Source organism: Lepagella muris, assembly GCF_004793975.1.
Classification (GTDB): Bacteria; Bacteroidota; Bacteroidia; order Bacteroidales; family Muribaculaceae; genus Lepagella; species Lepagella muris.
Map to the genome: position 1 here is coordinate 30,511 of NZ_SRYB01000004.1, position 24,010 is coordinate 54,520.

Genomic DNA, 24,010 nt, shown 5'->3' on the forward strand with positions numbered 1-24,010 from the left:
CAGGGCAAGAGAGTGATCAATCATTAATCATCTTTTTGAGCTCTTCCACGATTTCAGCAGGACTCGGGATTATACCACCCAGACGTCCGTAGTGGCAGACAGGGATTCTGTCGTGCACGGCAAGCCTGACGTCTTCGATCATCTGTCCGGCATTCAGTTCCACACACAATATCCCTTTCTTCCCTTCAGCTGCCTTCTCAATCGCCTTGTCGGGGAATGGCCATAGGGTTATAGGTCTCACGATTCCGACCTTTATCCCCTCCTCTCGTGCAAGCTCCATCGCCTTGGTGCAAATTCGTGCGATAGATCCGAAAGCCACGAACAGATAATCGGCATCGTCCGTGTTGATCTCCTCCCATCTCACCTCATTCTTCTCGATTTCCCTGTATCTTGCCTGAAGACGATGGTTGATGATCTCCATTTTTGAAGACTCGAGTTCGAGAGACGTAATCACGTTTCGCTTACGCAACCCTTTCCGTCCGGTAGTTGCCCACGGGCATTGTTCCCTTATCTGGTCGTCGGTGCGTCGCGGACGCTGTGGAGGGAGCACCACCTTCTCCATCATCTGCCCGACGATTCCGTCGGCGAGGATCATTGCGGGGGTGAGATATTTGAAAGAGAGGTCAAAACCGAGAGCCACGAAATCGACCATCTCCTGTACGGATGCCGGGGCGAGCACAATCAGATGATAATCGCCGTGTCCCCCTCCTTTTGTGGCTTGGAAATAATCTGCCTGTGAGGGCTGTATTGTTCCGAGTCCCGGTCCGCCTCTCATGACGTTAAGGATTAGAGCGGGGAGTTCGGCACCCGCCATATATGATATCCCTTCCTGCTTAAGGCTTATGCCCGGGGAAGATGATGAGGTCATGGCAGCTTTTCCGGAAGCAGCCGCGCCATATACCATATTGATGGCAGCCACTTCAGATTCAGCCTGAAGCACCACCATTCCGGTGGTTTCCCAAGGCATAAGAGCCTCAAGCGATTCCAGCACTTCCGACTGAGGGGTTATGGGATAGCCGAAATAGCCGTCGCAACCGTAGCGTATGGCAGCGTGAGCCACCGCCTCGTTGCCTTTCATCAGTCTTATCTCGTCGTTCATTGTTTCTGTCATAATTACTATTCTGGAGAGTGTTGCGCTAATAATCAGGTGTGTGGTATTAAATCATTACACCTTAACCCTATATACTTCAATGCATGCGTCTGGACAAACCCAAGCGCAAGAGCAGCATCCGATGCAATTGTCCGGATTTGCCATAAATGCGTAATGATATCCTCGGTCGTTGACCTCGTTTGGCTGTAGCGCCAAGGTCTTCGTGGGGCAAGAGTTCACACAGAGATTGCAACCCTTGCAGCGTTCTACGTTGACCGTTATCGCGCCTTTTACTTTTGCCATATCTTTTATTTTTTAGAATGAGAAAAGTTGTCGTGACGACAATTTTCATGAATTACTTCACAAAAGTAGTAAAAAACTTTCGTGAAGAGGGTATGATTTATATGTTGAACAACATAAAATATGTTTTACAACATATTTTTAACGGATAAAGGGTAAAAAAATTTAAAATCAAAGAGAAGGAATAATTAAATCCATTAATTTTTTCATACCCTCCGTTGCTGTGGCTTTTATTATGGTGACACCGGGCATACCGACAGCAGCTGATGCCGGATTCGGGTCGATATAATATATAGGAGTGCCCGGGCGCACACATTGTATAAGACCGGCTGCGGGATAAACGGCAAGAGATGTGCCGATGACGACAAAAATATCAGCTTCGTTTACCAGCTCCATAGCCGGCTCGATGTTAGGGACCGCCTCCTGAAAGAATACGATATGCGGACGCATCAGGTCGCCACGTTTACCGCGCGTTGCCGGGGTAGTCTCAAGATGATTTATGTCGAGAGGCTCGATATAGTCCGGGTCGCTGACGGAACGCATCTTCATGAGTTCGCCGTGTAGATGCAGCACGTGTGAGCTTCCCGCCCTTTCGTGGAGGTCGTCTACATTCTGGGTTATGACGTAGACGTCGAAATATTTCTCCAGTTCTACGAGAGTCTTGTGGGCAAAGTTCGGCTCTTTTGTTATGAGATCCTTTCTGCGGGCATTATAGAATTCATGCACGAGAGCCGGGTTACGACGGAATCCGTCGGCAGACGCGACATCCATCACGGGATAATTCTCCCATAGACCACCGGCATCACGGAAGGTTGATATACCGCTTTCAGCACTTATCCCGGCACCGGAAGAAATCACAAGTTTTGGTTTTGCCATAATAACAGAGTCTTTATATTCAGCTTTTTTATCGCAGGCAAGAGTGTCCGAGATTATAAAACTCCATACTCACGAAATGAACAAGCGAAATTAATAAGCGAAAAGAATAAGAGAGAGATGTCTGCGAAATTACATTAATAAATCCGAATAGATGCTCTGGTTGCACTAAAAATGAATATATTGTGCAAAACTACTCACAATGTCATTTTCTGTGCAAAATTGAGAATGTCAATGAAATATTGGGATGGTGATATAAATTTGGGAATGTGGATGCAAGATAAACCGGTATAATATCCCTTGCATTATATAATAAGAGTGGCTACGTCTGCAATTTCCTTAGCGAAGGCATTTAATTGCAGGCATATCTTGCGTGAGATTTTGCTGTAAGCATATTGATTATCGAAAGGGCATATCTGGAGCAGCCGTCCTTCGGCACAAGCATCAAAGACAATTCCGGAGGGTTTGTAATATTTGCCGAAACCGGTGTCGCATAATTCTATAACCGAATAATTACTTAGTATTGCCTCGTTTCTCACCGCCTTCTCACGTGGGGATATGAATGCGCCCACGAGGATGCCACCATGTTCGCCACAATTCATCCATCTTTTGAAATTCTCTTGGTAAGTCTCCTCAGAGTCTTTTCTGTGAACCACCACAAACTCCTTCTCCGGAATATTCAGTAGAAACATATTCCCGAATATCTGGCATTTGCGTCCAAGAATCTCCTTATTATATCTCTTTTTGAAAAGCTCCGGATACATACGTTTCAGCGCGAGACGACGAGGGTTGTCGGCAAGATATCTTTTCCATGTGGAGAGTTGACCATGGCGGTTTATAATGCGGTCATTATAATTTGACTCAAAGATAATTGCATCCGGATTATTCGAGATGATTCTCCAAAGGCGGTTGCATCCGATTTTAAACCCGGCAATCACATTGCCGATATGTTTCTTATCAGGCATCTTTGATCTGACTTCCATTATCAGATGTATATGATCCGGCATGATGCAGGTTTTCCAGATTGCCACGTTCGGAAATACGGTAGAGATCTTCGGTAATTCCTCGGAGAATATTCTTCGTCCTAATTCTGACTGATAGATATAGGGCTTATCCTTTATTATCAGCTTGCCGAATAGTTTTTCTCGATTTAAAGTTACCAACGTAATGAGATATATCCCCGGCATCCTGTAATCATGGAACGGGGCACGTTTCGTCAGACGGTTGGAGCCGGAATGATGATACGATTCCGGTGGTTCATTCGCGATGGAAGATCCGGCATCAAGATCCGGATAGTCGGCATTTGGATAATGGGTATCGGTAAGATAGCCGGGATAGAGGCAGGCATCTTCTATATCATAGGCTGCATTGTCGAAAGCGGGAATATTGTTATCCTCTATAAGAAAATTGATTGGATCAAAAGCCGGCAAATCAGTCTCATCTTCATTTGGGAGATAAGAAGGAATCTTATTTGGAGCGGGAGCCTCTTTTTTATTGGGGAGATTGGAAGGAATCATTCTTTTGTAAATTAGAGAAAGATAATACAAAAGCTATCGTAGCCACGCAATGGGGCGGGATAGCGAAGATGGAATCGAGGGAATCGAGGGAATCGGCGATAAAATCGCCTCAACACGGACTCCTGCGGAGCGAAACTGCCCCCCCCCAATCCTTTCAGCCTCGGCCTTCATTGGGCTCAGCATTTCTTCGGCCTTCATTGGGCTTCATCTTTCAGCCTCAGCTTTTATAGGGCTTCATCTTTCAGCCTCGGCCTTCATTGGGCTCAGCATTTCTTCAGCCTTTATTGGGCCTGCTCTTGTTGAAGGAGTAGCAGTTTCGCTCCGGAGGAGTCCATGTTTATAGCGATTTTATCGCTTCTAAATGGCTCGCTTGAGAGAGGGGTGAGAATCCGAATAAGAGGCGGCTGGGGCTGGAGAGCTGGCGGCTGGAGATAGGCGGCTGGGGCTGGAGAGCTGGCGGCTGGAGATAGGCGGCTGGGGGCTGGAGAGCGAGCGGCTGGAGAGTGGGGGCTGAAGCGGAGCTGGCGGCTGGAGAGTGGTTATGGAGCGGGCGATGCAGCAGGAAAGCCAGCGGGACAGGGGAAATGAAAAAATCCTGTAAGGGTTTAGCTTACAGGATTCTGGCGGAGAGGACGGGATTCGAACCCGTGGTAGGATTGCTCCTACGTCAGTTTAGCAAACTGGTGGTTTCAGCCACTCACCCACCTCTCCTTGGGATTGCTCCGAATGTATGCAGGAAGGTTATTCCCTTCAAGCGAGTGCAAAGTTAGGCATTTTTTCTGTAACTGCAAATTTTTTTCGGTGTTTTTTGTGAAAGTTGTTATTACTAATTTAAAAATTGTGTGTTTTTAGGGATTATGGCGATAAAAGAGCATTGATTTTGTCGTGTGATAGGGGGGAGATTATGGATTTTTTTGTAATTTTGTGGTATGGAAGCAGAAGATTTCGACATAAGGGAGCGTCAGAGCCGCGAATCGGATAAGGATATAGAGAAAGCCCTCCGTCCGCTGGCATTTGATGATTTCAGCGGTCAGGAGAAGATAATAGAGAATCTCCGTGTGTTTGTGAAGGCGGCCCGTCTTCGCAAGGAGGCACTTGACCATACGTTGCTGCACGGACCTCCGGGACTTGGCAAGACCACCCTCTCCAATATCGTAGCCAATGAATTGGGTGTGGGGTTTAAGGTGACGTCGGGTCCGGTGCTTGATAAGCCCGGTGATCTTGCCGGCATCCTGATGAGTCTGGAGGAGAATGATGTTCTCTTCATTGACGAGATACATCGTCTGCATCCTATCGTGGAGGAATATCTCTACTCGGCAATGGAGGATTACCGTATCGATATCCTGCTGGATAAGGGACCGGGAGCTAAGAGCGTGCAGCTGTCGCTTGCCCCGTTCACGCTTATCGGTGCGACTACGAGGAGCGGTCTGCTCACTTCGCCCCTGCGTGCGCGATTCGGTATCAACTGCCATCTGGAATATTACGACCATGAGATATTGAAAGGGATTGTGCGTCGTTCGGCAAGTCTGCTGAGAGTGGGTATCGCCGACGAGGCAGCCATGGAGATAGCCTTGCGCAGCCGAGGCACACCGCGTATCGCCAATGCACTGCTGCGTCGCGTGCGTGACTTCGCTATGGTCAAGGGTAATGGTTTCATCGATATAGCCATCGCGCGCCATGCGCTGGAGGCACTCAATATCGACCGCTACGGTCTTGATGAGATCGACAACCGCATACTGCTGACCATAATCGATAAATTCAAAGGGGGTCCGGTAGGACTATCCACGATAGCGACGGCACTCGGAGAGGATTCCGGTACGCTGGAGGAGGTGTATGAGCCATTCCTTATAAAGGAGGGCTTCTTAAAGCGCACACCGCGCGGACGCGAGACCACCGACCTCGCCTATACGCATCTCGGACGCAAACGCTTCGATGCACCGGGAAGTCTGTTTGAATAAATCCCCCGCTTGGGTCTCGGCCTGCTCCCTAAAGGGGAGTTGCTATAAACTTTAAACTTTAAACCATAAACCATCACGTGGCTGGAATAAAATCATTGGCAAAAGACACTGCGGTCTACGGACTCAGCAGCATCATCGGGAGATTCCTCAACTGGTGTCTCGTGCCGTTGTATGTCTATCTATTCCCATCGCAGGAATATGGTGTAGTCACCTATCTTTACGGTGCGACAGCCGTGGCACTCGTCATCCTGAACTACGGCATGGAGACGGGGTTCTTCCGTTTCGCCAATAAAGATAAGGATCCGGAAAGTGTCTACACCACCTCCCTCCTATCCGTGGGTGCCACCTCCCTTCTCTTCATATTACTTCTGACCTTTTTCCTGAATCCGGTCTCGCAAGCGTTGAAACTGCCACATCATCCGCTCTACGTATGGATAATGGGGGTCACGGTAGCTATAGATGCTTACTCCAACATCCCCTTCGCCTATCTACGCTATAAGAATAAGGCATGGCGTTTTGCCGGGATAAAATTGCTCAATGTCGGGTTCAACATCGGGTTGAATCTCTTCTTCCTGTTGCTGTGTCCGGTAATAATGCGTCATTACCCTCCGGCGATAAGCTGGTTTTATGAGCCATGCGGAGGGGAGAGTTTCGGCATCGGATGGATTTTCGTTGCCAACATCATCTCCACCCTGCTTGTGTTTATCTGCCTGCTTCCGGAGCTTACCGGAAGGCGTTATGTATTCCGACCTGACCTTCTTAAGAGAATGTTAAGCTACAGCTGGCCCCTTCTTATACTCGGAGTGGCGGGTATACTCAGCCAGAATATGGGTCAGCTCGTCATCCCCTATCTCTTCCCGGCTGATGAGGAGGCGGCACGATCCATGGTCGGTATCTACGGAGCCAACATGAAGATAGCGATAGTCATGGTGATGTTCACGCAGGCGTTTCGCTACGCCTACGAACCCTTCATCTTCGCTCAGGCAAAAGGGGATGGGGAGGATAAGAGTAGGGCATATTGCGATGCGATGAAATACTTCGTGATATTCGGATTGCTGATATTCCTTGGAGTGATGTATTTCCTTCCCATATTGAAGCATTTCATCGCCCCCGGCTATTGGAGCGGACTTAGGGTAGTGCCTATCATGATGATGGCGGAGCTATGTTTCGGAGTGTTCTTCAATCTGTCGCTATGGTACAAACTCACCGACAAGACCCAGTGGGGGATGTATTTCTCCTTGATATGCTTCGTGCTCATGTTCGGACTCAACGTATGGCTTGTGCCGGCGATCGGCATCCCCGACGGCTACCTCGGATCGGCATGGGCGGCATTGATAAGCTATTTCATCGTCATGGTCATGAGCTATCTTGCCGGACGCCGCTACTACCCACTCCCCTACGAGACGAAACGCATGGGAAGCTATCTTCTCTTTGCCGTGGCATTGTATGCGGGCGGGATGTATGTGGAGAATATCATGGGTATGTGGCTAACATACGCAGTGAGGATAGTTCTGCTCCTTATTTATGTAGGAGTGGTGTGCACATTCGAGAATGTGCCGGTGCTCTCCCCCATTTTCCGTCGCCTTCTCCGGCGATGACACCTAAAAACAGACATAATCAAAATAGACAGAAGGATTGATTCCATTTTTCAGAATCAATCCTTCTGTAGTATATTGCGGATATCAGCCCGGTGGAATTATATAATTGATAGAAATCCTGACCCCAATCATACAAATATTGTCGTAAAAGTCCAAAATGTGTAATTATGTACAATTTCGCACATATATAACTCACCGAAATCTTAATTTTGCGTACAATCAATAATTACTAATAACACCTAACCATGAGAAAGGAAATCAAATTAACCTTAGCTGTCGCTGCTACCCTTTCCGTGTTTGACGTCGCCGGAGTAAGGGCGCACGATACGGAGAGCGGAGGATTTCTGATGACTCACGCCGAAGTCTCAACCGGTTCGCCTGCACCGCAGTCAACCAATGCTGCCACAAGAACCATAGAAGGGACAGTTGTCGACAAAACCACCGGAGAGCCATTGATAGGCGCCACTATCCAGGTGAAAGGACAACCGACGTCGGGAACAGTGACCGACGTTGACGGACATTTCAAATTATCTTACAAGACACAGAAGAAAGATGTGATTCTGATGGTGTCATACGTGGGATACCAACCTAAGGAGGTGCCTGTAGAGGGTGTCACAGACCTTAAAATCGAACTTGATGCCTCAGCCCAGTCGCTCAATGAGGTTGTTGTGACCGGTACGGGTGTGCAGAAGAAAGTGTCGGTTACCGGTGCTATCTCTTCAGTGTCCGGTGCGGAACTGAAGACATCGGCATCAACGCTGACCCAGAATCTTGCCGGTAAATTTGCGGGTGTCTACGCTAACAATACCTCCGGCGAACCCGGTTCAGGCGCAGAATTCTACATCCGCGGTATCTCCAACTTCGCGGGTAAGAGTGCGACTCCCCTCATCCTGCTTGACGATGTTGAGATCTCTGCGGGCGACCTCAACTATATCCCGGCAGAAAACATCAAGAGCTTCTCCGTGCTGAAGGATGCATCCGCCACCGCAATATATGGTGCACGTGGTGCCAATGGTGTAATGATCATCACGACCAAGGGTGGTGACTACAACACGAAGACGAAAATCAACGTTACTCTTGAGAACTCATTCAACTTCATGGGTAAGCTTCCCGAATTTGCCGACGGAGCTACTTATATGGAGATGTGGAATAAGGCATCTTTATATCGTAATCCCAATGAGCCACTCAAATATACGGATGAGATGATCGAGCGCACACGCTCCGGTATCAATCCATATCTCTATCCCGACGTTGACTGGCAGAACGTCCTATTCAAAAAAATGGCTATGCGTCAGAGGGGTAATGTCAATGTCTCAGGTGGTGGAAGCAAGGTGAAATATTACATGTCGCTTGAGTTCCTTCATGAGACAGGCCACTACAAGACAGAGAAATTATATTCCTGGAACAACCAGCTTCAGAATTATAACTACACCTTCCAGAACAATATCTCCTATAAGCTGACGCCCACCACGACCATCTCTATGAACATGAATGCGCAGATTCATCAGAACACACGTCCGAACGTAAATGCTGATAATTTCTTTGCATCTGTCATGGATATGACTCCGGTGGAGTTTCCTACCACTTTCCCTGCCCGTGAAGGTATTGACCATGTGATGTTTGGATGTTATGATAAAGGTGGTGGCAATTTTTCCGACAACCCATACGCACAACTCCGCACAAGTTTCCGTCAGGAGAATTCAAATACCGTCAACACGGTCATCAAGCTCAATCAGGATCTCGATATGATTACTAAAGGACTCAACTTCAATGTCTGGGTCAATTTCAAGAGCTGGAGCTGGTCTGGCTACACCCGTTCTGTCGAGCCATATCTATACTACATCAACAGTTCGCATCAGGCAACCGAAGACTGGCAGGATACGATGTTCATGCCTCTGAGAGCCGGCACATCGGGAAGCAAATACATTTCCCAGTCAGACATCTCGAAGGCATCCGACAACACTTTTGAGCTTCAGGCAAACCTCAATTGGCTCCGTTCTTTCGGTGAGCATGAGTTGAATGCTGTTGCAATCTACCGCATGAGGGAATACCGTAACAAGGTTCTTCCCAACCGCAACCAGGGTATCTCCGGACGCGTCACTTACGATTACGGTCATAAGTATCTCGCGGAGTTCAACTTCGGCTATAACGGTACAGAACGTCTTGCAAAGGGCTACCGCTTCGGCTTCTTCCCGGCAGGTTCTATTGGTTGGGTCATCTCCAACGAGAATTTCTGGGCACCGATTTCGCCGGTTGTGTCATATTTCAAGGTGAGAGGTTCATACGGTCTTGTTGGTAGTGATGACATGACACCCGTCGGTTCAAATCTATATTTCTTTTACTATGACCAGATATACCAGAATAATCTGAGTGCCTTGGGATTCCAGACAGGAGCGGGTGCATCGCTCGGAGTTTCGGAGTCATTCGGCGGTCCGCAGATGATTTATTATGGACTGACAAATCTCGGTTGGGAGAAGGTGAAGAAATTTGATGTCGGTGTCGATATCCGACTTTTTGAGGATCTCAATATTACGTTAGACTATTTCTGCGACAAACGTTACGATATCCTTATGGCACGCCAGTCATGGCCTTCGTCACTCGGTTACGGCGCCGCCACCCCTTACGGACCGGTGGGCAGAATCACCAACAAGGGTGTAGAGGGAAGCGTGACGTACTCAAAAGCCCTTACCTCTGATCTATCTGTGTCGTTCAACGGTAATTTCACCTATAACAAGAACGTCCTCGTAGAGGGTGATGAGTTGCAATATAAGTATCCATGGCTTTATTCCACCAACCTTCCATTGAACTACATGAGAGGTTATGTGGCTGAAGGATTGTTCCAGAGCGAGGAGGAGATTGCTAACAGTCCTACACAGGATCTCGGATCCAGAGTTATGGTCGGTGATATCAAATACCGCGACCTTAACGGCGACGGGCGCATCGACACCGATGACCAGACAATGCTTTCGTCATACGGCACAACCCCACGCCTTCAGTACGGCTTCGGAGCGACTGTCAACTGGAAAAGATGGGACTTCGGTTTCTTCTTCACCGGCTCGGCAAAACGGAAGATCATGATCAACAACATGCAGCCGTTCAGTGCTCACGGATGGGGCGGCAGTCCGAGAAACGTAATGCAGTGGGTGGTTGACAACCATTTCGATCCTGAGCTGAACAACTTTGATGCGGAATTTCCACGTATGGGTCTTGGCACCAACGATTTCGCCAACAACAATGAGCCGTCATCCTTCTGGCTCCGCAACGGTGATTTCCTCCGCCTCCGTAATCTTGAGCTCGGCTATTCCTTCCCGATCTGCCGAATCTACGTTCAGGGTATAAATCTCGTGAATTTCACCTCATTCAAATACTGGGATCCGGAAATGGGATCTTGGAACAAATATCCTACCCAGTCGAGTGTGACAATCGGAGCACAGTTCAACCTCTAATAAAACAGATAAACTCATGAAACTACATAATATTTTACAGAAAACCTTGTCAGTCACTGCTATTGCAGTAATGCTGGGATTCTCATCATGCAATTACCTTGATGTGGTGCCACCGGAGCAGGTAGGTGTGGACGATGCCATGGGGAGTCACAACAATGCCTACGGTTTCCTCTTCTCTTGTTATAATGCTTTCACCTCGAATGAATACAGCGAACTCCCCTACGGTTGGGATCGTGGAGAACTCTGTACGACAACAGATGACGTTATCAATCCTTACGGTTGGGCTTCCGATCCGGGACTGAACTCACTCGCCGGCAGAGTGCTTATGAATAATCAGACAGCAGCCAACGCTATCGATGTGTGGGGACATTTCTATGATGGTATAGGACAATGCCTTCTTTTCCTTGAGAAACTCGATAGCTGTGATCCTTTGGGAAAAGGCTATATAACGCAAGCTGAATATACGGAATGGAAAGCGGAGGCAAAGGCTTTGATAGCATACTATCATTACCTGCTTCTCCGTCGCTATGGTCCGATTGTGATTCTTGAGGAGAAACCCGGACTCGGTACGTCTTCATCGGGTTTCAATGGACGTTACCATTTCGACTACTGCGTTGATTGGATTGCTGACAAACTTGATGAGGCTGCTAAAGAGCTTCCCGCAACAAGACCGAATGCAGAGATCGGACGAATGACCTCCACTATATGCAAGGCGATTAAGGCAAATATGTTCCTGTTGGCTGCATCTCCTCTGTGGAATGGAAGTTTCCCATACTCAAATTTCAGCAATACCTCTTTTGAGACTCCGGGTTATGGACTTGAGCTTGTCAGCAGGACAAACGACCCCTCCAAATGGCAGCGTGCATACGATGCAGCTGATGAAGCTATCAAATATGCCGAGTCAGCCGGTCAGCGCAAGATGTTTACGGATGATTTCGTAGTGAGTGGCTTTGACCTTGACGATATATATATTCCCGGAGATGTTGACGATGAGTTCCGTCATGCAGTATGGAGAATGAGATATATGCTCTGGTGTGGTGCCGGAGAGGGTAATACCGAGGCAATACATGAGATATATGGCAAAAACCTGCACTCCTTCCAGTATCCTATGTGGCCGAGAACATGCCAGCAGTCAGACGTGCCGCGTGGTGGCTATGGAGCGTATGCCCCGATGCTGAATGGTGTCCTCGCGTTCCTTACCAAAGATGGCTATACCCCCAGCACCGACCCCAACTTCATTCCTGAGTCGGAATGGTATAAGGCAGCCGGAATAGAGAATGAGACACCGGATCCCAAAGATCCCAACCAGATGCGTTTTCGCGACAGAATCATCAATCTCCACGTTAATCGTGAACCTCGTTTCTATGCGTGGATAGGCTTTGACGGTGGCGACTATAGCCTCGTGATCCGTAACGGTTATCCGGTTCATATCAATCTCCTTCAGTGGCATAATCCGAATAATCTCAACGACATCATTGACTACCACGGCTATGATCCCGCACAGACCAACCGCGACAACTGCCCGACAGGATATTTCCTCCAGAAATTCTTGGATCCACGTATGAGATTTGCTGATAACCGCTGGGCTTATCAGGATAGCAAGAACGCAACAATCAAGCTTATACGTCTTGCAGAGATCTATTTGGACCGTGCGGAGTGTGCCGCTCATCTCAACAAGACAGATCAGGCTATATCTGACGTAAATGTGATTCGTGCGCGTGCCGGGGTGAAGCCGTTGACCACCTCAATGATAGGCGCAGGGGGCATGTCGCTCCTCGATTGGGTACTCAACGAACGTCGCGTCGAGTTCTTCTCAGAGTCTCAAAGATATTTCGATATCCGCAGATACGTGGTGGGTGAGAAATATCTCGGCTACGGCAAGAGAAAGGGTCTGAACTCACTTGTGGGAGAATTTCCGACGTTTGAAGAATTCAATAGACCAGTCGCACTCCCTTATCCCTACACATGGGCTAACCGCCTCTATCTCTCCCCCATTCCGCAGGATGAGGTGTATGCAAATCCGCAATGTGTGCAGAATCCCGGTTATTAATTACTTGTCGGATCAACTCTAAAAAGAACCTGTTATGAAAACAACAAAATATATATTGCTTACGGCAGTGGGAATGCTCCTTATCGGGGGCTCCTGCTCCGAGACATACGATATCTACCCTGAGGAGTATTCCAAGGTGGTGAGATTAAAATCAAGTGGTGCGCAGGAGATTACAGTCTATTCCCCACATGCTGTCACGGTATGCCCGGTGACAGTCCAGAAGGGGGGATGGAATCCTGAGACTGACGCGACCGCTACGTTGAGAATAATGACGGAGGCAGAATTCAATGACTACCTTCTTGAATCGGGTGCGGGCTACTCCTATATACCCTCCTCATGCTACTCATTCAGCGACGGCACAGGGGCTACGCAGACAACAGTGTCGTTCAATGGCGATGTAAGATACCAGACTGTGAACCTGAATCTTTATCCGCCTAAGATAGGGGAGTTTCTTGAGACGTATACAGATGCGTCGCGCACTCCGGTGATTCCGGTGATTCTTGAAAGCCAGGATGCAGGCATAGATATGGAGAGCCGGGAACTCTTCATCATGCCGAATTATGCCGAGCCTTCTGTCGGCTTCCAGAACGGAGGGTTGCAGGTGCTGCCGGACGGAACGGATTCCTATCAGCTGAAGATAGGCTTCCCATTTACATCCGAATGGGATGTGAACTGTAAGATTGAGGTAGACCCGTCTGCCCTTGATGCCTACAACAAGGCGAACGGCACTTCATACGGTCTTATGCCGGAGGGTTCGTATAGCGGAGTCGGAGATGTGAAGATTGCAAATGGTGAGGAATATGCCACACTCGACATCAAACTTGATCTCGTCAAGGCACTCTTCCGCAATGCACTCCCCTTGCGTATCACGAGCATTGACGCTGATGGTTTCACAATTTCGGAGACTCCCGCAGTCATAGCCATTGACAATGCTGCCGGCTACAAGATAAACCTTACAGCCGACGACATTAGTTCAAATGATGTGTATGAGAATGACGGTGCCGGCATCCCCGGTCTTGTGGATGGCGATCTTAACACCTATTGTCATGGCTACTATTGGACACGGGATCTTTCCGAGCCTTTTGGCGCATGGATACAGATCCAGCTTCCGGAAGAGGCATCTCAGGTGGCGTTGGATATCTATAACCGCAGGTCGTACAACAACGGACATATCAAGCGTGTTCAGCTTATGGCAAGTAATCCGGAGACCGGCGAATGGGAAATATTCTCCGATAGCAATGCCTACGAAAATGTGCTGACAGACAAGGAATCTGTAGGCTACTTCGGATCTTTCCAGGCTCCTTTCAAGTTCAAATCATTCGTGATGCGAATCTATGAGGCCGATGGCGGAAACCTTATCGGCAATACGAGTGCCTTCTGGAGCATGGGAGAGCTTGTGGTCTATGCCAAATAAATATTAAATCGCGTTTTTAGGAAATATCAGGTAATCTTAAGGTAATTATATTCAAGGGAGGGGGTGGTCTCCATCTCCTCCCTTCTATAAAATACCGAAAACGCTCTCCCGGTCATAATGACTTAAATAACCCAAATAATCATCATGAAAACTTTAGCTCAAAAAATGGCGGTATACTTCCTTGCAGTCTACTCTTTGCTGCTTATGGCCTGCTCATCCGATAAAGATATATCACCGCAAGGTGGTACGGAACAGTTTACGATTGAAGCTGCCTACAGAAATGTAGAGGTGGATCGTCCGGCAGTCACACTCCAGATCCCCGTGAAAACGAACCTGTCTCTCGATAAATGGAATGTAAGCCAGGAGGGGACGTGGTTCACAGCCTCAAAAGGGGAAGACTCCGAGAAAGTCCCCTATATTGAAATCAAAGTGCGTGAGAACACCACCGGAGAGAAACGGATGGGGACAATCACCGCACGCACGGAGTCAAAACTCAATTCCCAACAGATCAGCATCATCCAGCACAGCGACGGACAGAGCGTGGCTGAGGATATTCGGGTGAAGCCTATAGATGCCAAGGCATCCTCATGGGAGACTGCCCACTCCAATCAGGGCATCGACATGACAATAGACGGTGACTACTCCACCCATTTCCATTCACCTTGGAACGGGACTAAATTCCCTATAACACTGGAATATTTCTTCAATGGCGATAACGTCATCGACTATATAATCTATCATTCCCGCAACGGAAACGGTAATTTCGGTAAATTCACGCTATACGTGGCAACCGATGCATCACACACTTATTCTAAAGTAGACGACTACGATTTCTATGAGAACAATGCTCCCTCCAAAATAGATCTGAAAGGCTCCATCAAGCCCACCGCAATCAAATTTGAGGTGAAGAGCGGATATAATGATTTTGTCAGCTGCGCCGAGATGGAGTTTTGGCAGACCAATTCCACCAACACTCTCAATGATGAGGTTCTGACCGTATTCACCGATCTCTCCTGCTCAGAGTTGCGTAAGGATGTCACCGACGAGAAAATCAACGCACTTAGCGACTATTTCTCACGTCTGGCAAAGATCCTGCGTGACAATTCCTATACCCCATTGGAGAAAGATTTCCGAATAAGAGACTATGAGGCGTATTCAATTGCATCGGAATGGCGCAACAAGCTTATGACCCGCTGCTACTCCTCTCTTGACAATCCTACAGGTATGACAGTGAAAGCCGGAGATGAGATAATCGTCTGCGTCGGCGATACCCATGGAAATTCTGTCGCACTGCAATGTCTCGGTGAAGAGCTTGTGAAGGATGACAGGGGCAACTATTACCAGCCGGCAGAGTCGGGCGACACTTACCTGCTGAAGGAGGGTGTCAACAAGGTTAAGATAAGGAATGAAGGACAGTTGTTTGTCATGTACAACGTGCCTGACATACTTTCAGCCGATGCCAAGCCGATAAGGATTCATTTCCCGCCCGGCGCAGCAGTGGTCAACGGTTTCTTTGATCTCAAGGAGCATAAGACTGATGATAAATATGCCGAAATAATCGCCAATGCCAGCCATAAATATTTCTGTGTGCGCGGCAACACATTCATCATGTATTTCAGCCGCACCAAGATGCCACAGAACAAAATCATAGATGCCCTCGACCTATGGGACAGCATAGCGGAATGGGAGCAGGAATTCTGCGGTATTGATGAGTTTCGCGGAGAGGGTGGAAGATTCAACAACCACCTCTACGGCATGTCGCCGGAAGCCGACAACAATCAGCTTCATCTTTGGGCATCTGAGTATCGTATGGCGTTCATCTACACCGTGCTCGGAAAAATCCTCATCAGCAAGGAGGAGGCAAATTCAAGTGTAGGTTCCACATGGGGAGCCGCCCATGAGATGGGACACGTACACCAGCAGGCAATCAACTGGGATCTCTGCACAGAGACTTCCGCGAATGTGTTCGCGCATTACGTATGTGAAAGATTGGGTAAGTACACATCCCACGGTCCCGGTCTGCGTCGCCTTGCCATAGCAAGGAAGAATAATGGAGGGTCATGGTTTGACATCTGTGTCAACTCCGCAAACTATAATCATATCAACAATAGAATGTGGTGGCAGCTCTATATCTACTATACTAAAGTGCGCGGTATGGATAAGTTCTATGCCAACGTCTTCAAGGAGATGAGAGAGGTCAATATTGATCCTTATGATCGTCCGGGAGAGAAGCAGATGGAGTTTATCAAGGCATGTTCAAAGGTGGCGGGTGAGGATCTGAGTGAATTCTTTGACCTCTGGGGTCTTTTTGTCCCGACAAATGAGACATCACCCTATACATTGAAGGTGACTTCCGACATGGTGACGAGCACCAAAGAGTATCTCAGCCAGTTCCCCAAGCCGAAACATGCGCTCCAGTATATCGAAGACCGCAAGATGGTGGGTTATCTTGACGGCGACTTTGACCGTGCCGACATTGGAGACCTCGGTTTCTTCGATACTTTCAAGGAGAATCCTCAGCTTTCAGAGAATATCTCCGCGACTGTGTCGGGCAGGACTGTGACGGTGAGCAATGCATCGGAGGCAGTGGCGATCGAGATAAGGAGATCGGATGAGTCGGGCGATATTGTGTTCTTCAGCAATTTCACCACATTCGAGATACCCTCCGACGTCAACACCAACGGCTGCCGCATCTATGCGGTCAGGGCAAACGGCGATCGCCGTCACCTTGCCGATCTTTGACCATAAGGGGAAGATATGATCCCATCCTGATTTATTTATAATAAAAACCAGTACACATGAAACGCATTTTCATATCTGCGCTTGGCGTTGCCCTCATTCCCCTTGCGGGAATGGGGCAGTGTCCGGCAGAGAGAGACACACTGCCGAAAATCGATAACTCCAAATATATCCTCACACCTCCGGCACCTGCCACTCCGAGAATCAACGGGGCGAAAGTGTTTGGTGCGCGTCCCGGTTCCAAATTCCTGTATCGTGTGCCCTGTACGGGTGAACGTCCGATGAAGTTTTCCGCAAGCGGGCTTCCCAAGGGACTCTCAATCGATCCGGAGAAGGGTCTGATTACCGGTGTCGTCAAGAAGCCGGGTGAATATCCGGTGGAGATAACGGCTTCCAATTCCAAGGGAACCACAACACGTTTGCTGACCATAAAGATCGGCGATGAGGTGGCACTGACCCCGCCCCTCGGATGGAGCAGCTGGAACTGCTGGGGACTTCTTATTGATGAGGGACTCGTGAGGGAGACGGCAGCCTCTATGGTTGACAATGACCTCATCAACTATGGATGGAGCTATGTCAATATCGACGATGGCTGGCAGGGTTTGAGAGGTGGTAAGCATAATGCTATACAACCTAATCCGGAGAAATTCACCGACATGAAGAAACTTGCCGACGAGCTTCATTCGGAGGGGATGAGACTGGGCATCTACTCTGCCCCATGGGTCGGCACTTATGCCGGATTCATCGGCAGCTACTCCGACAATCCGGAAGGGAGGTATGAATGGACAGTCAGGGATTCTCTGCCATCGCTTCAGGAGGCATGGCCCGCACGCTATTACAACTGGCGTAACGGTAAGCACTCATTTGTGGCGAACGATGTGAAGCAATGGGAAGACTGGGGTATAGACTATCTTAAATATGACTGGACACCCAATCAGCTCTACTACGTGAAGGAGATGATTGATGCGTTGCGCTCCACGGATCGCGACATTCTCTTCGGAATGTCGAACGCCGCTCATTGGGGTGATGCCCCGCAATGGGCAAGATACCCTAACTGTTACCGCACGACCGGGGATATCCGCGACACCTGGGGCAACATGAGCCGTATCGGATTCCAGCAGCAGGATAAGTGGGCACCATTCAACGTGCCAGGTCATTGGGCTGATGCCGACATGATGGTGATCGGCGTAGTGGGCTGGGATGGTGAGCTTCATCACTCGCGTCTGACTCCCGATGAGCAATACACCCACGTGTCTTTATGGACAATACTTGCTTCACCGATGTTCTTAGGCTGCGATATGCAGCAGCTTGATGACTTCACCCTCAGCCTTTTGCGCAACAATGAGATTATTGAGGTGCATCAGGATGAACTGGGTTATCAGGGTTTCCCCTTCTTCAAGGATAACCGCAGTGTGGTATATGCCAAACCGTTGGTAGATGGAAGCATGGCGGTCGGTCTTTTCAACTATGGCGACACCCCCCTTGACATGGTCATCTCCCCCTCTGATTTCGGGATAAGGGGTCAGCAGAAGATCCGCGATCTCTGGCGTCAGAAGGATGTGTGGGAGAAGGAGGCGAAGGAGAAGTTCACTGCCAATGTTGCGCCTCATGGAGTCGTGATGATAAAGATCTATCCCGGCAACAACCGTGGCGAGGAACCGGACGGAAAAGTCTACTGATCCGTATTTTAAATTAAATAAAACACCATAACAATCGTAACATCATGAGACTACCACTTCTCGTCGCTGTCATGGCATTGCTGTTTGGCAATACTGCTATGGCTGTTGACATAAATATGTCTGACTATGGAATCAAGCCGGACAGAAAAGAGAATCAGAGTGCCAAACTTCAGAAGGCTCTCCAGAAGATAAAGAAAAAATATAACGGAACCCCTGTCACCCTGAATTTCCAGAAGGGTAAATATAATTTTCTGGTGAAGGGGACTGCCGAAAGGGAATATTTCATTTCCAACCATAGCCAGATGAATCCTCGCACGGTTGGTTTCCCGATTGAGGACTGGAACGATGTCACCATCGATGGCAATGGTGCCGACTTCTATTTCTCCGGACATACTCTCCCCGTTGCACTCGTGCGTTCTGAGAGAGTCACACTTCGCAATTTCAGTGTGGATTTCGAGACTCCACAGATTGCACAGATTGAGGTGGTGTCAAATGACGGTAACGGGGTTGTCTGGCGTCCTGCTCCTTGGGTTAAGTTCAGGATAGGTGACGATGGAAAATTCTATAATTATGGGGATGGATGGGAGATTCAGACTCCGGGAGCGATTGCCTTCGATGGCAAGACCCGTCATATCGTCTACAGGACGAGCGATATCTGGAATCCGGTAGACAGCGTGGTAAAGGTTGACAAGGATCTATACCGATCCCCGAAATGGACCGATTCCAAGATGGTGCCCGGCACGGTGGTGGCTCTACGTTGGTATCATCGCCCGGCGGCAGGTATCTTCGTGGATGAATGTAAGGACACTCAAATCAACAATGTAAAGGTGCATTATTGTGAGGGGATGGGACTAATCGCCCAGATGACAGAGAACATCACTCTCGACGGTTTTGGCGTATGTCTCCGGGGGGATGATGATCCCAGATATTTCACCTCGAATGCTGATGCCACCCACTTCTCCGCCTGCAAAGGTAAGATAGTGTCGGTCAACGGTCTGTATGAGGGTATGATGGATGATGCAATCAACGTACATGGCTCCTATCTCCGTATCGTGGAGCGTAAGAATGAATCTACGGTTGTCGGAAGATACCTGAGCCCCGGATATTACGGGTTCAAATGGGGAGAGGTTGGCGATTCCGTCAAGGTGATAAGATCTCGCACTATGGAGAATCTTGATTCGGTGTATGTGATCAAGTCAATCACTCCGGTTGATATGCCAACCTATCATGGTGCCAAGGATTTTGAAATTGTTTTCAATGCCCCGTTGCCGAAGGAGGTAGAGTGTGGAAAGACCTATGGACTCGAGAATATTACATGGACCCCGGAAGTGTATTTTGCCGGTAATACAATCCGCAATAACCGCGCACGTGGCACGCTTTTCAGCACACCAAGGAGGACGATAGTGGAGAACAATCTGTTTGATCACACTTCCGGCACCGCAATCCTTCTTTGCGGTGACTGCAACGGCTGGTATGAAACGGGAGCCTGCCGCGATGTCATAATCCGCAATAACAGGTTTGTCAATTCTCTGACCAATATGTTCCAGTTTACCGAGGCTGTAATATCCATCTACCCAGAGATTCCCGAGCTGTGGCGACAGGTGAAATATTTCCATGGAGGAGAGGGGCATGAGGGTGTCGTGATTGAGAACAATGTGTTCGAGACATTTGACAATCCTATCCTTTATGCTAAGTCAATTGACGGTTTGCGTTTCAAGGGGAATAAAATCATACATAACCATGACTTCCCGGCTTTCCATCAAAATAGATTTACTTTCAAGCTGGAGAGAGCAGTAAACGTGACAATAGAGGATAATGACTTCAGTGGAGAGGATCCATCTTTCTATGTCAAATAAGTTGGATATAGTTTATGGTTTATAGTTTATAGTTTATAGTTTATAGTTTATAGTTTATGGTTTATTTATGGTTTATGGTTTGGGGAAGTTATGGCTATTGTCATTTTACAAGATCCAAACTATCATAAACCATCAACCATAAACCATAAACTATCAACTCTAAACTTTAAACAAATCAAAAAATATTATGAAACGAACGATAACAAGAATATTCGCCGGGATTGCGTTGGGGATCATGTCGTTTACGGCATCGGCTTCCGTGCCGCGTCCGGAGTATCCGCGTCCACAGTTTGAGCGCACGGATTGGGTTAACCTTAATGGAGACTGGACCTATGAGTTTGACTTCGGCAAGTCAGGCATGGATCGTCATCTCTATAAGTCGGAAGGATTCAAGGATAAGATAACGGTGCCGTTCTGTCCGGAAAGCCGTCTGTCGGGAGTTGCGTATGTGGATTTCATCCCTGCAATGTGGTATCACCGCAAGATACAGATCCCTACCGACTGGCAGGGACGCGACGTGATGCTGAACTTCGGAGGCGTGGATTATTTCTGTGCCGTCTATATTGATGGGAATCTTGTAGGTCATCATTGGGGTGGCACATCCTCATTCAGTCATGACATAACGAAGTACGTGGCAGACGGGAAGGAGCATGACCTTGTGGTGAGAGTGGAGGATGACCAGAGAAGTGGTAATCAGGCACGTGGTAAGCAGTCGGGCAATTTTTATTCACAGGGTTGTGACTATACGCGCACCACCGGTATCTGGCAGACAGTGTGGATGGAGCCGGTTGATCATGCCGGGCTCTCTTCTGCGTATATCGTTCCGGATCTTGACCATAAGAGATTCGTGATAGAGCCGTCGTTCCGTAATCTGGAGAACGGACAGAGTGTGGAGGCTATTGTGCGAGACGGTGGCAAGGTTGTTTCGCGTGCTTCGGAGAAGGCTTCGCGCCAGGTGAAGTTGGAGCTTCCGATAAAGAATGTGAAGACATGGTCGCCGGAATCTCCGTTCCTCTACGACGTGGAACTTACCGTATATGACGCTGATGGCAACGCAATCGACAAGGTTTCCTCATACAGCGGTATGCGAAAGATTCATTGGGAGGGTGATCAGCTCTATCTCAACAACGAGCCATGTTTCCTTCGTCTTGTGCTTGACCAGGGTTTCTATCCGGAGGGTATCTGGACGGCACCGGATGATGCCTCACTGAAACGAGACATAGAGATGAGCATGGATGCAGGCTTCAACGGCGCACGCCTGCATCAGAAGGTGTTTGAGGAGAGATTCCATTATTGGGCTGACAAACTCGGCTATCTGACTTGGGGCGAGACTGCAAACTGGGGTGCGAATACCAATAAGATAGAGGCTGCACGCAATTTCATTCCGGAATGGGAGAGTATCGTGATCCGCGACAGGAATCATCCGTCAATAGTGGCATGGACCCCGTTCAATGAGACTTGGGAGCGTCCCGGCGACTCAGAGCAGGCAAAGCAACATGACCGTTTCGTGAAGGATATCTACACCCTGACAAGCCATCTTGATTACCGTCCCATCAACGACACGAGTGGCAATTATCATGTCATCACCGACCTTTGGACCGTGCACAGCTACGAACAGGATCCTGATAAGCTCGCGGATTATTTCGTGATTAAGGATGGACGTTATCCTCAGCTTGACCCGAATAAGGAGATCTCCTACGGAGGTCAGCCATTCTTCATTGATGAATATGGCGGCATCAAATGGATTGACGGCGCACAGTTTGCCGACAATTCATGGGGATATGGTAATGCCCCACGCACAAAGGAGGAACTGTATGACCGTCTTGAACGCCTGACCGACGTGATTCTCGCCGTACCCTACATGTCGGGCTATTGCTACACGCAGCTCACTGATGTGGAGCAGGAGCAGAACGGAATATATAACTATGACCGCACGAAGAAATTCGATATGGATCGCATAAAGAAGATTTTCAGCAAGGTTCCCGAACGTTTCAAGAGTAATAAGAAAGATTCCAAGAAAAAATAGTAATAGGGAATGAGAACATTTTTCATTACAGCCTCACTCCTTGCAGCTTCATTTGCAGCCTATCCGGCAATAGAATTGCCCCATATCATAGGGAGTAATATGGTGGTGCAGCAGAACTCTGATTTCAAATTGTGGGGTAAGGCATCGCCAAATACAAAAGTGACCCTTTCAGCATCGTGGGATAAGAATAAAGTGTCTACCAAGAGCGATGCGGAGGGTAACTGGACACTATCTGTCAGGACTCCTCCGGCCTCCTTCACTCCACTCTCCATCACAATATCCGACGGAGAGCCGCTGACTCTCGACAACCTATTGAGCGGCGACGTATGGATATGTGCGGGACAGAGCAATATGGAGATGCCTCTATCAGGATTCACCTCCCAGCCTGTGGACGATTCTCTTGACCACATAATGAAAGCATCGCAGAAGAGGGATAACCTGCGCTTCTTTACCGTTGACAGGGTGCGCTCATACGATGATGAGAAAGAGGATTGCGGAGGGGAATGGCTTGTATGTTCCCCACAGTCAGCAGCGGAATTTTCAGCTGTAGGGTATTTCTTCGGCAACAATATCGCTGAGGCAACCGATATCCCCATAGGATTGATAGCCGCAGATTTCGGCGACACACGCGTGGAGGCTTGGATGCCGCTCGACGCACTGAGGGAGGCAACAGACGAGAAGGGATTCGAGGAGAAACATTCCAACCATTGGTGCAAGCCGAGTGAGATGTATTGCGGAATCATCGCCCCGATAAGGGATTTCAAGGCGAAAGGATTCATCTGGTATCAGGGGGAGTCCAACCGCAAGGACTATCACGATTATGCCAAGCTCCTTGCCAAGCTCGTGGAGAGATGGAGAAAGGATTGGGGCGACACCGACGGCTCTATGCCCTTCTATTACGTGCAGATAGCCCCTTTCATCTACGATGGCTCACGTGAGATCAGCTGCCCTCTCTTCGTGGAGGCTCAGGAGCAGGCTCTCGATCTCATACCTAATTCAGGGATGGCGACCACGACCGACTTGGGTGAGGAATATATGATTCATCCAAGCCGCAAATCGGAAGTGGGACAGCGTCTCGCCGCCCTTGCATTGTTGCAGACGTATAATATGGGTGGATTTGAGGCAAAGGCTCCCCGCCTGAACTCTTTCAGAGTGGAAGACGGGAAGATAATACTGAAGATGGACAATGCTGACAAGGGGGTCGGTCCCTGGTCGCACGGACCCATCGTAGGGTTTGAGATTGCCGGAGAAGACAGGGTGTTTCATCCGGCAAGGGCACACACTTCCGACAACCCGAAGGGGGAGGTGCGCGTATGGTCGGATGAGGTGAAGAATCCTGTGGCTGTCAGATATGCCTTCCGCAACTTCATCAAGGGGAACCTTCAGAACACTTTCGGCATTCCCGCCGCACCGTTCCGCACCGACAACTGGAACGATGTAAAATAAGATACAAAATCAATAACA

At 48.7% G+C, this 24,010-nt stretch carries 14 protein-coding genes and 1 tRNA gene; 10 read left to right on the forward strand and 5 right to left on the reverse strand.

Annotated elements, in window-relative coordinates; translation table 11 throughout:
• Positions 1-16: 16 nt before the first annotated feature.
• From E5331_RS03870 to E5331_RS03890, 5 genes are all read right to left on the reverse strand, one after another.
• The gene (locus tag E5331_RS03870; RefSeq protein WP_123481567.1) at positions 17-1,099 is read right to left on the reverse strand and encodes a 3-methyl-2-oxobutanoate dehydrogenase subunit VorB; all 1,083 of its coding nucleotides are present in this window, start codon (positions 1,097-1,099) and stop codon (positions 17-19) included.
• A 66-nt stretch (positions 1,100-1,165) separates the two neighbouring features.
• Positions 1,166-1,393: a 4Fe-4S binding protein gene (locus E5331_RS03875; protein WP_123481568.1), complete on the reverse strand. Its 228-nt coding sequence runs from the start codon at positions 1,391-1,393 to the stop codon at positions 1,166-1,168.
• A 168-nt stretch (positions 1,394-1,561) separates the two neighbouring features.
• The gene (locus E5331_RS03880) at positions 1,562-2,266 is read right to left on the reverse strand and encodes a Sir2 family NAD-dependent protein deacetylase (RefSeq protein WP_123481569.1); all 705 of its coding nucleotides are present in this window, start codon (positions 2,264-2,266) and stop codon (positions 1,562-1,564) included.
• 302 nt (positions 2,267-2,568) lie between these two features.
• Entirely contained in the window at positions 2,569-3,780 is a 1,212-nt protein-coding gene (locus E5331_RS03885; protein WP_123481570.1) for a transposase, read from the reverse strand.
• A 621-nt stretch (positions 3,781-4,401) separates the two neighbouring features.
• Positions 4,402-4,491 (reverse strand) — tRNA-Ser (locus E5331_RS03890).
• Between the two features lie 218 nt (positions 4,492-4,709).
• On the opposite strand from E5331_RS03890, the gene ruvB reads away from it, so the two are divergent.
• The 10 genes from ruvB (at position 4,710) to E5331_RS03940 (ending at position 23,992) form a co-directional block, all read left to right on the forward strand.
• A complete protein-coding gene (ruvB, locus tag E5331_RS03895; protein WP_123481571.1) occupies positions 4,710-5,738 on the forward strand; it encodes a Holliday junction branch migration DNA helicase RuvB in 1,029 nt (342 codons plus the stop codon).
• A gap of 77 nt (positions 5,739-5,815) precedes the next feature.
• A complete protein-coding gene (locus tag E5331_RS03900) occupies positions 5,816-7,336 on the forward strand; it encodes a polysaccharide biosynthesis C-terminal domain-containing protein (RefSeq protein WP_123481572.1) in 1,521 nt (506 codons plus the stop codon).
• 245 nt (positions 7,337-7,581) lie between these two features.
• Positions 7,582-10,782, forward strand: a complete 3,201-nt coding sequence (locus E5331_RS03905) for a SusC/RagA family TonB-linked outer membrane protein (RefSeq protein WP_135983925.1) — start codon at positions 7,582-7,584, stop codon at positions 10,780-10,782.
• 16 nt (positions 10,783-10,798) lie between these two features.
• Positions 10,799-12,832 (forward strand): RagB/SusD family nutrient uptake outer membrane protein, encoded by a 2,034-nt coding sequence (locus E5331_RS03910; protein WP_135983927.1) that lies wholly within the window; start codon positions 10,799-10,801, stop codon positions 12,830-12,832.
• A gap of 34 nt (positions 12,833-12,866) precedes the next feature.
• Positions 12,867-14,246: a DUF1735 domain-containing protein gene (locus E5331_RS03915; protein WP_123481575.1), complete on the forward strand. Its 1,380-nt coding sequence runs from the start codon at positions 12,867-12,869 to the stop codon at positions 14,244-14,246.
• Positions 14,247-14,390: 144 nt separating this feature from the next.
• Positions 14,391-16,988 (forward strand): M60 family metallopeptidase, encoded by a 2,598-nt coding sequence (locus E5331_RS03920; RefSeq protein ID WP_123481576.1) that lies wholly within the window; start codon positions 14,391-14,393, stop codon positions 16,986-16,988.
• Positions 16,989-17,044: 56 nt separating this feature from the next.
• Positions 17,045-18,664 carry a putative Ig domain-containing protein gene (locus E5331_RS03925; RefSeq protein ID WP_123481577.1) on the forward strand — a complete coding sequence of 540 codons (1,620 nt, stop codon included), beginning with the start codon at positions 17,045-17,047 and terminating at the stop codon, positions 18,662-18,664.
• 44 nt (positions 18,665-18,708) lie between these two features.
• Positions 18,709-20,520 carry an alpha-1,3-galactosidase B gene (locus tag E5331_RS03930; protein ID WP_123481578.1) on the forward strand — a complete coding sequence of 604 codons (1,812 nt, stop codon included), beginning with the start codon at positions 18,709-18,711 and terminating at the stop codon, positions 20,518-20,520.
• Positions 20,521-20,755: 235 nt separating this feature from the next.
• Positions 20,756-22,546, forward strand: coding sequence for a glycoside hydrolase family 2 protein (locus E5331_RS03935; protein WP_420813751.1), 1,791 nt, complete (start codon positions 20,756-20,758; stop codon positions 22,544-22,546).
• Positions 22,547-22,555: 9 nt separating this feature from the next.
• On the forward strand, positions 22,556-23,992 hold the full coding sequence (locus E5331_RS03940) for a sialate O-acetylesterase (protein ID WP_123481580.1): 1,437 nt from the start codon (positions 22,556-22,558) through the stop codon (positions 23,990-23,992).
• Positions 23,993-24,010: the final 18 nt, after the last annotated feature.

Coding starts and splice junctions, on each gene's coding strand:
- ruvB (WP_123481571.1), top strand. CDS start 4,710: ATGGAAGCAGAAGATTTCGACATAAGGGAGCGTCAGAGCCGCGAATCG.
- E5331_RS03870 (WP_123481567.1), bottom strand. CDS start 1,099: ATGAACGACGAGATAAGACTGATGAAAGGCAACGAGGCGGTGGCTCAC.
- E5331_RS03875 (WP_123481568.1), bottom strand. CDS start 1,393: ATGGCAAAAGTAAAAGGCGCGATAACGGTCAACGTAGAACGCTGCAAG.
- E5331_RS03940 (WP_123481580.1), top strand. CDS start 22,556: ATGAGAACATTTTTCATTACAGCCTCACTCCTTGCAGCTTCATTTGCA.
- E5331_RS03935 (WP_420813751.1), top strand. CDS start 20,756: ATGTCGTTTACGGCATCGGCTTCCGTGCCGCGTCCGGAGTATCCGCGT.
- E5331_RS03880 (WP_123481569.1), bottom strand. CDS start 2,266: ATGGCAAAACCAAAACTTGTGATTTCTTCCGGTGCCGGGATAAGTGCT.
- E5331_RS03885 (WP_123481570.1), bottom strand. CDS start 3,780: ATGATTCCTTCCAATCTCCCCAATAAAAAAGAGGCTCCCGCTCCAAAT.
- E5331_RS03930 (WP_123481578.1), top strand. CDS start 18,709: ATGAGACTACCACTTCTCGTCGCTGTCATGGCATTGCTGTTTGGCAAT.
- E5331_RS03920 (WP_123481576.1), top strand. CDS start 14,391: ATGAAAACTTTAGCTCAAAAAATGGCGGTATACTTCCTTGCAGTCTAC.
- E5331_RS03925 (WP_123481577.1), top strand. CDS start 17,045: ATGAAACGCATTTTCATATCTGCGCTTGGCGTTGCCCTCATTCCCCTT.
- E5331_RS03910 (WP_135983927.1), top strand. CDS start 10,799: ATGAAACTACATAATATTTTACAGAAAACCTTGTCAGTCACTGCTATT.
- E5331_RS03915 (WP_123481575.1), top strand. CDS start 12,867: ATGAAAACAACAAAATATATATTGCTTACGGCAGTGGGAATGCTCCTT.
- E5331_RS03905 (WP_135983925.1), top strand. CDS start 7,582: ATGAGAAAGGAAATCAAATTAACCTTAGCTGTCGCTGCTACCCTTTCC.